Source organism: Nocardioides sp. NPDC051685, assembly GCF_044453405.1.
In the GTDB taxonomy this organism is placed as follows: domain Bacteria; phylum Actinomycetota; class Actinomycetes; order Propionibacteriales; family Nocardioidaceae; genus Nocardioides.
Window position 1 is genome coordinate 442,054 of sequence record NZ_JBITCR010000002.1, and the last position, 13,378, is coordinate 455,431.

At 69.5% G+C, this 13,378-nt stretch carries 13 protein-coding genes; 7 read left to right on the top strand and 6 right to left on the bottom strand.

The window, feature by feature from the left end:
• Positions 1-75 precede the first annotated feature (75 nt).
• A complete protein-coding gene (locus ACIA03_RS07260) occupies positions 76-1,194 on the top strand; it encodes a substrate-binding domain-containing protein (RefSeq protein ID WP_396980709.1) in 1,119 nt (372 codons plus the stop codon).
• 45 nt (positions 1,195-1,239) lie between these two features.
• Here ACIA03_RS07260 and ACIA03_RS07265 read toward each other — a convergent pair whose 3' ends face one another.
• Positions 1,240-2,535 carry a DUF222 domain-containing protein gene (locus tag ACIA03_RS07265; protein WP_396980711.1) on the bottom strand — a complete coding sequence of 432 codons (1,296 nt, stop codon included), beginning with the start codon at positions 2,533-2,535 and terminating at the stop codon, positions 1,240-1,242.
• Between the two features lie 200 nt (positions 2,536-2,735).
• Positions 2,736-3,257: a GNAT family N-acetyltransferase gene (locus tag ACIA03_RS07270; protein WP_396980713.1), complete on the bottom strand. Its 522-nt coding sequence runs from the start codon at positions 3,255-3,257 to the stop codon at positions 2,736-2,738.
• A gap of 122 nt (positions 3,258-3,379) precedes the next feature.
• Between ACIA03_RS07270 and ACIA03_RS07275 the strand changes: the two genes are divergently transcribed.
• Entirely contained in the window at positions 3,380-4,063 is a 684-nt protein-coding gene (locus tag ACIA03_RS07275; protein WP_396980715.1) for a hypothetical protein, read from the top strand.
• A gap of 60 nt (positions 4,064-4,123) precedes the next feature.
• On the opposite strand, the gene ACIA03_RS07280 is transcribed toward ACIA03_RS07275, so the two are convergent.
• Entirely contained in the window at positions 4,124-5,962 is a 1,839-nt protein-coding gene (locus ACIA03_RS07280) for a hypothetical protein (RefSeq protein ID WP_396980717.1), read from the bottom strand.
• Positions 5,963-6,229: 267 nt separating this feature from the next.
• Between ACIA03_RS07280 and ACIA03_RS07285 the strand changes: the two genes are divergently transcribed.
• From ACIA03_RS07285 to ACIA03_RS07295, 3 genes are all read left to right on the top strand, one after another.
• A complete protein-coding gene (locus ACIA03_RS07285) occupies positions 6,230-6,934 on the top strand; it encodes an SGNH/GDSL hydrolase family protein (RefSeq protein WP_396980719.1) in 705 nt (234 codons plus the stop codon).
• 134 nt (positions 6,935-7,068) lie between these two features.
• Entirely contained in the window at positions 7,069-8,007 is a 939-nt protein-coding gene (locus tag ACIA03_RS07290) for an AEC family transporter (RefSeq protein ID WP_396980721.1), read from the top strand.
• A gap of 103 nt (positions 8,008-8,110) precedes the next feature.
• The gene (locus ACIA03_RS07295) at positions 8,111-8,515 is read left to right on the top strand and encodes a DUF1707 domain-containing protein (protein ID WP_396980723.1); all 405 of its coding nucleotides are present in this window, start codon (positions 8,111-8,113) and stop codon (positions 8,513-8,515) included.
• Here ACIA03_RS07295 and ACIA03_RS07300 read toward each other — a convergent pair.
• Positions 8,508-10,145, bottom strand: coding sequence for a glycoside hydrolase family 13 protein (locus ACIA03_RS07300; protein WP_396980725.1), 1,638 nt, complete (start codon positions 10,143-10,145; stop codon positions 8,508-8,510). The genes ACIA03_RS07295 and ACIA03_RS07300 overlap by 8 nt on opposite strands.
• 325 nt (positions 10,146-10,470) lie before the next feature.
• Here ACIA03_RS07300 and ACIA03_RS07305 point away from each other — a divergent pair, with 325 nt between their 5' ends.
• Complete coding sequence (locus tag ACIA03_RS07305; protein WP_008357755.1) at positions 10,471-10,674, top strand: cold-shock protein; 204 nt, start codon at positions 10,471-10,473, stop codon at positions 10,672-10,674.
• Between the two features lie 56 nt (positions 10,675-10,730).
• Here the strand turns inward: ACIA03_RS07305 and ACIA03_RS07310 are convergent, their stop codons facing one another.
• Positions 10,731-11,222, bottom strand: coding sequence for a YbaK/EbsC family protein (locus tag ACIA03_RS07310; RefSeq protein WP_396980729.1), 492 nt, complete (start codon positions 11,220-11,222; stop codon positions 10,731-10,733).
• 10 nt (positions 11,223-11,232) lie between these two features.
• Complete coding sequence (locus ACIA03_RS07315) at positions 11,233-11,931, bottom strand: spermidine synthase (RefSeq protein WP_396980730.1); 699 nt, start codon at positions 11,929-11,931, stop codon at positions 11,233-11,235.
• Positions 11,932-12,120: 189 nt separating this feature from the next.
• On the opposite strand from ACIA03_RS07315, the gene ACIA03_RS07320 reads away from it, so the two are divergent.
• Positions 12,121-13,344: an MHYT domain-containing protein gene (locus tag ACIA03_RS07320; RefSeq protein WP_396980732.1), complete on the top strand. Its 1,224-nt coding sequence runs from the start codon at positions 12,121-12,123 to the stop codon at positions 13,342-13,344.
• Positions 13,345-13,378: the final 34 nt, after the last annotated feature.

Here is a 13,378-nt window from a genome sequence, read left to right on the forward strand (position 1 = left end):
GTCTGCCGTACCCTAACCACCCAACGGCTCAATGGTGAGTCATCAGGACAACATTCCGTTCGGGAGCAGGTGTCGATGACCCCACCGTCGTTCACCCCGTCCTCCCATGCCCTGCTGGGCCTCGCACCCCGTCCTCCGGGGGCGGTCTCGATCGCGTTCGTGGTGCCGATGCAGGGACCGACCGGCATCTACGGTCCCGGCTGCCTGGCCTGCGGCGAGCTGGCCGCCGCGGAGCTCAACAGCGGCGGCGGGATCGCCGGGAGCCCGGTCGAGCTCGTCGCGGTCGACGCCGGGCGTTCCCCTGAGGAGGTGGCCGCCGAGGTCGCTCGGCTGATCGAGCTCGGCCGGGTCGACGCGATCGCCGGCTGGCACATCTCCGCGGTCCGCCAGGCCATCACCGCCCGGGTCGGCGGCCGGGCGCTGTATGCGTTCGCCGCCATGCACGAGGGCGGCGACGACACCCCAGGTGTCTTCATGATCGGCGAGCGTCCGGTCAACCAGCTGCTCCCCGCCACCGCCTGGATGCGCGCCAACCACGGCGTGTCCCGCTGGGCGGTGGTCGGCAACGACTACGTCTTCCCGCGGGTCACCGGATCGACCGCCCGGGCGGTGCTGCAGGGGTCGCCCTCGCAGGTGGTGAGCGAGACGTACGTCCCGTTGGGGACCCGCGACTTCGCCAATGTGCTGCGTGGTCTGGAGAGCGGTGACCAGGACGGGGTGATCATGCTGCTGATGGGGCAGGACGCGGTGCACTTCAACCGCCAGTTCGCCGCCGCCGGACTGAGCTCGTCGCTGACCCGGCTGAGCCCCGCGGTCGAGGAGAACACCCTGCTCGCCGGCGGCGCCGGCGCCAACGCCAACGTCTTCGCGGCCGCCGCCTACTTCGACGGCCTCACCACGCCCGAGTCGGCCGGCCTGGCCGAGCGCTACTACCGCCGCTTCGGCGAGTACGCGCCCTCCCTCAACGCCGTCGGCGAGTCCTGCTACGAGTCGCTGATGTTCCTGCGGCAGGTCGGCGACACCTGCGGCTCCCTCGAGGTCGAGCCCGCCCTGCGCCTTGCCGAGCGCCACAGCTACTCCAGCCCGCGCGGCCTGATGCGGATGCACGGCAACCTCGTGGACCAGGACGTCTACATCGCCGCCGCCGACGGGCTCCGCTTCGAGATCCAGGAGCAGATCGCGTACGCATCCTAGTCGTTCCCGTTGATCGACGGCGAGGCCGGCACCCGGTCGCGGGCGTCAGGCCGCGAGGGTGTGGTCGAGCAGTGCGTTGCGCAGCCTGAGCTCTGCCCGGGACAGCGGCGGCGGAGCCGGTTTCCAGGTGTCGGGTGGTGGGCTGGTGTAGATGTGCCCGGTGGGCGTGATGGTGGTGATGCTGCCGTCGGGTCCGGGTCGGGCCTGCCAGCCGATCGCTTCTTTCGCCTGATTGCATCGCTCACACAAGCCTTGGAGGTTCTGGGCGGAGGTCTCGCCGCCGTCGGTGTGGCGCTCGACGTGGTCAATGTTGCGGATCGGGGCATCACAGCCGACGGTGCGACAGGTCCCGCCGTCGCGAGTGGCGATGAACTCAGCCAGCCCGTCGGGCGCCTTGCGGGAGCGGGATTCCATCGCGACCAGGCGTCCGGCGGGGTCGGTGAACAACCGGCGCACGAACACCTCCGCGTCGGCCAGTGCCTCCCGTGCCCAGGCCGCCGGAACCGGCCCATAGCCCTCGACCACCGCAGGCTGGTCGCTGGTGTTGGCGAGGGCGTCGGCGGTCATCACGACCTTGACCTCGATCCGAGGCCTCGCCTCGGCGGTGGTGCGGCCGGTGACCCGGTCGACGAGGGTGTCGGCCATGACCTGACCACGAGTCCGCTCATCACCCGCAGCACGGGCCGCGTTCGCGGCCTGGTCCAGCGCCGCGTAGACGGCGACACCGTCCTTGACCGGGAGCAGCGCCCCGAGCCAGGTCATCGTGTCCGGGGCCAGCCGGAGGCTGACCCGGCGGTCCTTCTCCGCATTCGCGGCACGGGCGACCACGGATTCCTGGTCCAGGGTGATCGCGAGTTTCTTGGCAGCGTTCTCGAGCTGCCGCAGTCCCATCGTCACCGCCTTCGCGGGCTGGCCGTTGGGGCCGGTGGCGCAGAGCTGGTCGTCGATGACACGGCGGTCCTCCAACGACAGGCAGGCGGTCTCCCGGGCGAGAATGGTGGCCTGCCACTGCGAAAACAGGCCGGCCTTCATCAACCTGAACGTGTGCGGCATCTCGGTGAGGAGGATCTTCGCCAACCCGAGCAGCTTCGCGCCCTTGGCCGGGGAGACCCGCCGCGCCAACGCGATCTGGGAGGCCACCCCTTCACCGAGCTTGCGGGCAGGCACCCCAGCGGCGGTCTGCCGGACGCGGGCGGCTTCCTCCAGACGTACCGCCGCTTGTGCCTGAACGGCCTCGGCGGTGCACTTGACTGCTTCGAGACGAGCGATCCAGTCGACCAGCTCATGCTCGGACACGCCCGATGGCGGCCCAGCGAGGAGGTGGTCGATGGTCTCGTTCATGCGCCTTATTATATGCGCTCGAGCAACTCGGCGCGACCTATTTGTGCTGGTCAAGTGACAGTTATGCAGTCCGCGAACAGGACACGTGGCTGCTGCGCCACACCCTCGCCGCCGCCCCGATATAGGCGAAATCTAAACACTAGAGATCGGGTCGGCGGCGAACCCTGAAACGAAAACACAGTCGCCAACCCGAGGTTTCCTCAGCCCCCGGCACCCACCGAGAACGAGATCCACGTGTCGCCCACCCCACCAGCCCCAACAGTCTCAGACCACGACCGATCACAGCCCGCGGTGACCCGCTCCCAGAACAACGCAGCGGCACGATTCTGGTCCTGGTAGGCGACGGTCCACTCCCCCGGCGCATCCGAGACGACAGCCCGAGCGAACTGCAGCCCCAGACCGCCCCGGCGAGCGCCGGCGACAATGAAGAAGCTGTTCAGGACACGTACGGGCTGGTCGGCGGCGCGGACCAGAGCGAACCCGATCGGATGGACGCCTGCGGTCAGGATCCAGGCGCGCCAGCCGGGGTCGGAGCGGAGCGCTGCGTCGAGTCGCTCGGAGCGGAAGGTGCCGTCGGCGAACGGGAGGGTGGAGCTGAAGCGCGACATGTCGTGGCCGAAGAGCAGCCAGAGATGGCGGAGGGCGGGATGATCCTCGGGCCGGGCGAGGCGAGCGATGACCGGGGCCGGGATGTCGTCAAGTTCGGTGTGAAGTGTCGTCATACGCGAAAGCCTCGGAACGCGGTGCGCTCCGAGGCTTTCTGTCATTCTCTCATGTCGCACGGCGCGGGGTCCCGGAAATATCGCCGGCGGCGGAACGGGGGGCGTCGCTAGAGTCCCCCACGATGACCACAGAGGCCGGTTCGTACGACAACAGCTTGGCGCTGATCCACCCGGACGCCGACCACAAGGACGCGGAAGCCGCGCTCCTCGACGCGGGATGGACGCGATGCGGAGCGGGCGACTGGGCCATAGCCCTGAGCTCACCGGACGGACGCGCAGCAGCCCGGATCAGCCCGTTCGATCCGGCAGGGACGTACAACACCGCCTTCTACCGTGAGGCGGCTCCCACCGGACAGGTGCCGGCGCTGTTCGGCCATCGCAGGCTCCCAGGCGGCGGGGACCTGCAGATCCTCGAGCTGCTCGAGCGGGTTCCCGAGGAGGAGGCGACGGGGTTCGTACGAACGGTCCAGGAGTCCGACGGCGGAATCCTCGAGGTGGCGCTCCGGATCCACGAGCGGCTGAGGCGGGAGCAGCCATGGCCAGGACCACTCGACTTCAACCCGACCAACGTGATGCGCACGGCTGACGGCCGGCTCGTGATGATGGACGTGTTCGCACTCGACGGACCGCGGCTGTACGGAACAGCGGCGACGGACCCCGATCTCGTAGCCGCGCGGATCCCGGAGAGCGAGCGGCGGTTCATCGCCGAGATCCCGCTCGCCACGACGGGCGGGCGACAGGACGAGCAGATGCGTGCGATCGGCGCAGCCCTCGACAGGGCCGATGCTCGCAGGCGTGCTCAGTAGCCACTACGGTGCCTCGGCCCGGATGATCTGCTCACCCGGGCCGAGGCTCCGTCGGCAGGGTCAGGCGATGTGGAAGTCGCTCACGTTGACGTCCACGGCCTCGACGTCGATGTCGAAGTAGTCCTCGACCGCCTCGATCACCTGGGTGCGGATGGCGACGGCGTTGGCCTTGACCGGGGTGCCGTACGCGATCACGTAGGACACCGTGATCTTGGCGACGTCGGCGACGATGTCGACCACGGTGCCCTCGTCGTCGATGGCGTGCACGCCGTCGATCTTGGCCACGATGTGGTGGACCAGGCGCTCGACGAGGCCCTCGCTCACCGTCGACTTGCCGCGCTCCTCGCGCGCAGCGCGCAGCACACCGGTCAGCGTGGAGTCGGCGGTCGGCTCCGGCTCGACGACCGGCTCCGGCGCGAAGCCGGGCGCGGGCGCCTCGGACACGATCTCCTCGACGGCGGCGGGCTCCTCGACCGGCTCCGTCTCCTCGATGACGGCCTCGTCGGTCTCGACGACGGGCGCCTCGGTCTCCTCGGTGTCGACCTCGGTCTCCGTGGCGGATTCCTCGACAACGTCGGTCGGCTCGGCGGCCGGCTCGATCTCGTCGGTCACCTCGGCGGCTTCATCGATCGCGTCCTCGGCGTCGACCTCGACCTCGGTCGCCTCACCTGTCTCGGGAGCGACGAAGACGTCCTCGGTCTCCACCGGCGCCTCGTCCTCGACGGCGTCGGCGAGCTCCGCGTCGGCCTCGACCGGCTCGGTCACCTCAGCAGCGACCTCCTCAGCAGCCTCGTCGGCTGCCTCGACCGTCGCGTCGGCGTCCTCGGCGACGACCTCGACCTCGGTCGCCTCACCGGGCTCCGGAGCGACGACGCCGTCCTCGGTCTCCACCGGCGCCTCGACGGCGACCTCCTCGTCGATCACCTCAGCCTCGGGCTCGACGACCGTCTCCTCGGCGTCGGCCACGACCGGCTCGAAGGCCTCGGTCGCCTCGACGTCGGTCACCTCGTCCTCGACCTCACGGACGGCCTCCTCGGTCGCCTCGGCGTCCGGCTCGACCGACCCGGCCACGTCCTCCGACTCGACGGTCTCCACGACCTCGGACACCTCGCCGTCCTCCGCAGTCACCACGGCGTCCTCGACCTCGGTCGCCCCCTCGACAGCGACCTCCTCGGCCGGCGCGACACCCTCGGGCTCGACGACGCTCGCCTCGGCGTCGACCTCGACCTCGGTCCCCTCACCGGTCTCGGTGGCCTCCTCGGCAACGACCTCGTCGGCGGTGGCTTCGACCACCTCGGCCTCGACCGGGGCCTCGTCGACAACGGCCTCCTCGACAGCCGCCTCCTCGACCTCGTCGGTGGCCTCGACAGCAGGGGCGTCGGCGTCGGCGCCCTCGAGCGGCGCCTCGTACGTGCCCTCCGTCTCGACCTCATCGGCCGCATCCTCGTCGACAGACTCGACAGGCTCGACGGCCGCGGTCTCGGCGACCTCGCCGACGACGTCGGCGGCGACGTCGGTGTCCTCGGCGGCGAGCTCGGCCACCTCGGCTGCCGGGGTCTCCTCGGAGTCGGTGACGACGTGCTCGGGGTCGGAGAGCGGGTCGATGACCGCGGCGTCGGCAACAGGCTCGGCAACGGGCACCGCGACGGCCTCGGCAACGGGCTCGGCGAGGGGCTCGATGACAGGCTCCGCGACGGTCTCCGAAACAGCCTCACGGACAGGCTGCACGGCCTCACCGATACCGGAGTCGGTGACGTACGCGGTGGTCGGGGCGGGGACGTCGGTGGTGGCCAGATTCTCGCCGAAGACAGGGGCGGAGAGGTCGGTCGCCTCTCCCTCCCCGGCCTTTGGCTGCTCGTTCTTGTGGCGGTTGAAGATGCCGCTGATGAAGTCGGACATGGCGTCGCATTCCTTCGAGTGAGGGGAGGGTTGTGGTCAAGCGCTCACAGCTGGGCGTGATGCTAGGGCTGGCACGCCGTGAGTCGGGTCATGTGTCTTTGATTCCCATGTCTTGTACCCCAACGGTGACCGGGATGAGGAGCCTCTGTGTCAAACCTTCCGGGGAGATTCGCCCACCGTTCAGCCAACGTCGGAGACCCGCCGGAGCACGCGCTGTAGAACGACGGAAGAGCACGTACGTCACGACAAGACCGATCGGGAGAGACGATGAATCCACTGCTGCTCCCACTGGTCGCCGCACAGGCCGCGTACGTCCACCGGGCCATCGGCAAGGAGCCCCGTCCGGAGGGTCCGACGAAGGGGTTCGTGCCCGGCCCGGAGGCCGCGAGCGGAGCCGTCCCGCTGCGTCTGCTGGTGATCGGCGACTCGTCCGCCTCGGGTCGTGGCGCACCCACCCACGACCTCGCCTTCGCGGGTTCGATGGCGCGCGCGATCGCGCAGCGGACCGAGCGTCCGGTCGAGTGGCGGGCGATGGGTAAGTACGGCGCGACCAGCGAGCGGATCCGCCACGGCATCCTCACCAAGGTCACCGGCGAGTGGGACCTCGCCGTCCTCCTGGTCGGCGTGAACGACATCCTCGCGCGCCGCTCGGTCGAGGCCTGGACCCGGGACCTGACCGCGATCGTCGAGACCCTCGAGCGGCACGCCGCGCACACCGTACTCCCGGGGATCCCGGAGTTCGGCGCGTTCCCGTCACTCCCCCGCACCCTGCGGCGCTACCTCACCGAGCGCGGGGAGGCGCTCGACGTGGCCGCGCGGCTGGTCTGCGCCGGACGTACGTCGGTGCAGTGGGTCAGCTCGGCGGACCTCGGCCCCGCCGAGCCGTCCTTCTTCGCCGCCGACGGGTTCCACGCCTCGCCGGCGGGATACGAACGCTGGGCGCAGGCGATCACCGACCACCTCGACCTCTGACCGTCGGGGCACCGGTCTCAGCAGCTCGAACCGTGCACAGTCCGTCGCCGCCGGAGCCTAGGCTCTTTACCATGCCGTCATCCCCTCCACTGCCCTTAGCCCACGGCCCGCTCGACCTGCGGCGCGAGCAGTAGATGGCGGGGGTCTTCACCGGCTTCGCCACGATCAGCGTCCTCATCGCCCTCGGCGCCCTCCTCGCCCTCGGCGCCCTCCTCGCCCAGCTCAGGATCCTCGACCAGCACGGCCAGCGCACGCTCTCGACGCTCGCGTTCTACGTCGCCAGCCCGGCCCTGCTGATCACGGTGATGGACGACAGCGACCTCGGGTTCGTCTTCTCCGGCAACCTGGTCGCCGTCGCCGGCGCGGTACTGGTCTCGGCCACGTTGATCGTCACCGTCGCCCGCCTGCGCCGCCGCGACCTGGGCACCACGGTGGTCGCGACGCTGTGTGGCTGCTACGCCAACGCCGGCAACCTCGGCCTCCCGATCGCGTCGTACGTCCTGGGCGACCCGGTCCTGGTCGCGCCGACGCTCCTGCTGCAGATGCTCGTGCTCCAGCCGTTGGCGCTGGTGATCCTGGACGCCGACGCGAGCGCGACGAGACTCTCGTTCTGGGCGGTGCTGCGCCGTCCGCTGACCAACCCGATCACCGTCGCCTCCCTCATCGGGGTGGCACTCTCCGTCACCGATCTCGACCTGCCGACCGCGGTCTCCGATCCGCTGGACCTGGTCGCCGGCATGGCGGTCCCGTCGATGCTGATCGCCTACGGGGTCGCGCTCCGGCTCGGCCCGCTCCCGGGTCGCGGCGTGCCGCCGCTCGACCTGGCCGCCGTGGTCGCGACCAAGCAGGTGGTGCAGCCGGTGGCGGCGTACGTCATCGGGCGGTTCCTGCTCGGGCTCGACGCCGAGGCCCTGCTGGCGGTGACGGTGCTCTCGGCGCTGCCGACCGCGCAGAACGTGTTCGTCGTCGCGCAGCGCTACAACCGGGCCGTGCTGCTGGCCCGTGACGTCATCTTCGTCAGCACGCTGGCCACGGTGCCGGCGATCCTGCTGGTCGTCGTGCTGCTCAGCTGAGGCCAGACGAAAGCCCCTTGCGACCGCATCTCTTCAGGCGTACCCTCGCGATATATCGGGACACTACGCCGACAGTCGATGCAGCTTTCACAAGGGAGACGACATGAGCAACTTCGACAACCTGCGGGTGGGCGAGGCCGATCGGGAGGAGGCGTCGGCGAGGCTCGCCGAGCACTACTCGACCGGCCGGCTCTCCGACGACGACTACTACGAGCGCCTGGATGCGGTCTGGTCCGCCAAGGTGCGAGCCGACCTGGAGATGCTCTTCACCGACCTTCCGAGGACCGCGCCGCAGCCGCCACAGGTCGTCCGGCGGCCGCGCCGAGGGCGCCCACGCGCGTTCCCGCTCGTCGCCTGCTTCCTGCTCGTGGCGATCGGCCTGATGGTGATGGGCGTGCCGTGGTGGGTCTTCGCCGCGATCGCGGTCGGAGCCCTCGTCTTCCGCAAGGGGCGTCACCACGGGCACCACCATGGGCACCACGGGCGCCGCCACCATCAGTTCATCTGACCGCTGGAGCGATGATCCAGACCGCCGCGTCGGTGGCCAGATCGCCCACGACAGGATCGCCGCTGTACATCACGATCTCGCCCTCCGGCAGCGGCGTCGGCTCCATCCCGCAGTTGAGGACGACGATCAGGTCGGTCCTTGCCCCCAGGCCGGGCACAGCGTCGGAGCCACCGACCCCGCCGCGCCGGAACGAGACCACGCCCTCGGGCGCGTCCAGCATCTCCACGTCCTCGTCCGCGCCGAGCGCGTAGACCCGTCGCGCCGCCAGCGCCGCCCGGTAGAACTCCAGCGTGGAGTCCCTGACCCCGTTCTGCGCGGCCACGGTGAGGTCCACCCACTCGGCCGGCTGCGGGAGCCACGGCTGGGTGGGCAGCTCCTCGTCGGGCACGGCGCTGAACCCGAAGGGCGGCTCGAACCCGCTCCACGGCAGCGGCACCCGGCATCCGTCACGACCACCCTCGCCGGTCTCCGACCACGGATCCTCCTGATACTCCGGCGGCAGGTAGACCTGCGGCAGGCCCAGCTCCTCCCCCTGATAGAGGTACGCCGACCCCGGCAGCGCCAGCATGGTCAGGGTCGCCGCCCTCGCCCGGTGGAGAGCCTGCAGTCCGTCGCCGTAGCGAGAGCGGTGGCGTACGACATCGTGGTTGGAGAGGACCCACGTGGGCGCCGCGCGGGAAGGACCGAGCGCCTTCAGCGTCGACTCGATGACCTCGCTGAACGCCTCGGCCGACCAGGGCGCCTGCAGCCAGGAGAAGTTGAAGGCCTGGTTGAACTCGTCGGCCCGTACGTAGCGTCGCAGCTCCGCCGGGCCGGGGGTCCACGCCTCGGCGACCATCATCCGGTCACCGTCGAAGGAGTCGATCAGCTTGCGCCAGGCACGGTAGATCTCGTGGACGCCCGGGTTGTCCCACATCGGCGCGTCGGTGATGCCCCGCTGATACATGACCGCGGCGTCCGAAGTGAGCGCGAGCCCCTCGGGGACGACCTGGTCGCGCAGGTCCTTGAAGAGGCCGTGGGCGATGTCGACCCGGAACCCGTCGACGCCGCGGTCGAGCCAGAAGGTGAGGATCTGGGTGAACTCGGCGACGACCTCGGGGTTGTGCCAGTTGAGGTCGGGCTGGTCGTCGTCGAAGAGGTGCAGATACCACTGCCCGTCCTCGACCCGCGTCCACGCCGGGCCACCGAAGACCGAGCGCCAGTTGGTCGGCGGCTCCTCCCCCGCCTCGCCGCGGCCGTCGCGGAAGATGTAGCGGTCGCGAGCGGGCGAGCCCGGGACATCGGCGAGCGCCTCGACGAACCACGGGTGCGCCGAGGAGGTGTGGTTGGGCACCAGGTCGACGATCACCTTCAGCGCGAGCTCGTGCGCTCGCGCGATCAGGTGGTCGGCGTCCTCGAGGGTGCCGAAGATCGGGTCGACGTCGCAGTAGTCGGCGACGTCGTAGCCGTGGTCGTTCTGCGGCGAGGTGTAGAAGGGGCAGATCCAGACCGCGTCGACGCCCAGCGCGGCGAGGTAGTCCAGGTGGTCGGTGATCCCCTGCAGGTCACCGAGCCCGTCGCCGTTCGAGTCCGCGAACGAGCGTGGGTAGATCTGATACGCGACTGCTTCGCGCCACCATGGCTGGTCCACGTGAGCCCCTTGTCTGGTTGGTAGATCGCCGGTACCCCGATCTTGTCGAGGCGATGCTCGGGGTTGTCAAACCGGGCAGCCCGCCGTGCGCCTAGGTTTACGGTGGAACCGGCGGTTGAAACGCCGAATTAACGGGGATACCCGAAGTCGGCCTGTGACATGTAGGCTTGTCGGCGTTGAAGGAGGCGTCCCCATGCGCTTCGCGGTTGCTCTCGGTGACCGTTCGTGCAGCACTTGGTCTTCCGCAGAAGCAGAAATCAGGACTCGTGGATTCAACGCCCAAAGGGCGGCACGGAGTCGCCCTGTGTACACAAGGATTAGATTCATGACTCAGGGAACCGTGAAGTGGTTCAACGGCGACAAGGGCTTCGGCTTCATCGCCCAGGACAACGGGGGCGACGACGTCTTCGTGCACTTCTCCGCGATCCAGACCCAGGGCTACAAGACCCTGGACGAGAACCAGCGCGTCGAGTTCGACGTCACCCAGGGCCCGAAGGGCCCGCAGGCCGAGAACGTCCGTCCGGTCTGACTCCGGCTTTCAAGGCGGCCCCGCTCCTGCTTCGGCAGGGCGGGGCCGTCCCCCATTTACTGGGCGGGCTCGGTCTCGGGAAGCTTGGTGACGTCGACCCAGCCCCGCGCCCCGCTGATCGTCTCCAGGTCACCGAGGGTGAGCGCGATGGTGGTGTTGGCGCCGCCCGCGGCCGGGTAGACCGTGTCGAAGCGCTTGAGCGAGGCGTCGAGCCAGACCTCGGCCGACGGCGGGTTGCCGAACGGGCAGACCCCGCCGATCGCATGGCCGGTCATCGGCTCGACGTCCTCGGCCGCGAGCATCCGCGCCTTGGTGCCGAAGTGGGCCTTGAACTTCGCGTTGGCGATCTTCGCGTCGCCGGAGGCGACGACGAGGATCGCGGCGGAGCGGTCCTCGGTGTAGAGGCTGATCGTCTTGGCGATCTCCGCCGGCGAGACACCGAGGGCCACCGCGGCGAGCTCGACGGTCGCCTTCGACTCCTCCGACTCGATGATCTCCCCACCGCGGCCGAATCGGTCCAGGTGGGCGCGGGCCAGCTCGATCGACATGCCCGTCAGCCTAGCGGCGGGTGCCGCCGCCGAAGGAGTCCGCGACGGCACGACCGGTGAAGATGCGGTACTCCATCGGAGACGGCGACCCGAACGGCGAGTCCGGCACCGTGCCACAGGCGATGACCAGGTTGCCCGAGCGGCGGCCCTTCAACGTGGCGGGCTCGACACCGACGACCACGTCACCGAGGTCACGGGCCACCGCGACGAAGTCACGTGCCTGCGTGAACGGCGCCCGGTCGACGAGGTTGGCGACGAAGAGCCCGCCGGGCGCCAGCACACGGCGTACGTCCTCGACGAAGGCGGCCGAGGTCAGCTCCCCGGGGGTGAGGCCGCCGTCGAACGCATCGAGGATCACGATGTCGGCGAAGCCGTCGCGTACGCCGCCGATGCCGCTCTTCCCGTCGACGGGACGCACCTTGATGCCGCTGCGCGGCGGGAGCGGCGCCTCGCTGCGTACGCGCTCGATGACCTCCACCGACGGCTCGAGCACGATCTGCGAGGAACGCGGCCGGGTCGCGTGGACATAGCGCGGCAGTGTCATCGCGGCACCACCGACATGCAATACACGCACTGGCCCCGGAGGCAGTCGGTCGATAACATCGCCGATACGCCTCATGTAGTCGAACACGAGGCGGGTCGGATCCCCCAGATCGACAGCCGACTGCTGCATGTCGTCGAGCTCGAGCACATATACATCATCGGGCATAGCGGAGACACCATACCCCCGCATGGAAATAGGGGACCTGTTCCTCTATTGTGACCCGGACTACAGGGGAACCATGTCCCGTTACGGATGCATTACGGATACCCCTTGGGGCATCTATGCATGTTTCCATATCTACCCCGCCGATCCCCCACACCCCGTCAGGCGAGGAACGAGAGGAAGTCAAACAGCGTGACCAGCATTGAGGAAGTCACGATCGGGGCCTTCAGCCAGCCTCTGGTCGGGATGTCATTCATCATCTCAGTACTCGGATCGTGGGTCGGCCTGACGTGTGCGAACCGCGCCCGCCGCCGGGGCGAAGGCACCGGGTCCTGGCTCTGGCTGTTCGGCGCGGCGACCTCGATCGGCGGTGGCGCGATCTGGTCCATGCACTTCATCGGCATGCTCGCCTTCGACAGCCACGTGGCGTACGCCCTCGACATCGGCATCACGCTGATCTCTCTGGCCGCCGCCGTCGTCGCCGCGATGGTCGGCATGCTCATCGCGACGGCCATGCCCGGAAAGACGGGCTACATCGTCGGTGGCCTGGTGACCGGCGCCGGCGTGTGCGCGATGCACTACACCGGCATGTACGCGATGGACATGAGCGCCAAGATGGTCTGGAAGCCGGCGGTGGTCGTGGCCTCCGTCGTCATCGCGCTGGTCGCGTCGGCTCTCGCGCTCTTCTTCGCCTTCAACGTCACCACACGCCTGATGCGGGTGGCTGCCGCCGTCATCATGGGCATCGGCGTGTGCGTCATGCACTACACCGGCATGCTCGCCCTGGAGATCCACACCTCCTCCGACGACAAGCTCGGCCACGTCAGCGGCGCGGACCCGGTCTATCTGGCGATGCCGATCTTCGCGATCTCGGCGGGCATGCTGATCGTGATCGGCTTCGGCACCATGTTCGCGGGCATCGACGACGATCTCGACGGCCCCTGGACCCCGGGCGAGCGGGCGACCACCGACTCCGGGTCACACCCGATGATGCCGCAGCGGCCGGCCATGGCGCCGCAGTACAACACCGGTCCGCAGCGGTACAACACCGGCCCGCAGCCGATCACCGGCCAGCAGCCCGCCGTGTCGCAACAGCCGCTGCGGCCGCTCCCGACGCGGCAGCCGGCAGCGTCCGGCAGCCCGCAGGCGAATCAACCGGCCGGCGGGGGCATCGGCGGCATGTTCGCCCAGCGCTCCCAGCGTCCGGCGCAGCTGCGCCCGCAGAACGGACGCTGGACGCCCCGGCCCTACGCCCAGCAGGCCTCCAACGGCGTCCCGGAGCCGAAGCCGGACTTCTTCAGGCCGCAGGGCAGGCAGCCCAGCGACGAGGCGAGCAACGAGCCGCCGGCCCAGCCGCAGCAGCCCCGGCAGCAGCGCCCCCCGGGTTGGCTGCCGCCGCGCAACAACAACCTGTAGAGACTTTCGCGGGGGTAGGGGCAGCAGCCCCTAC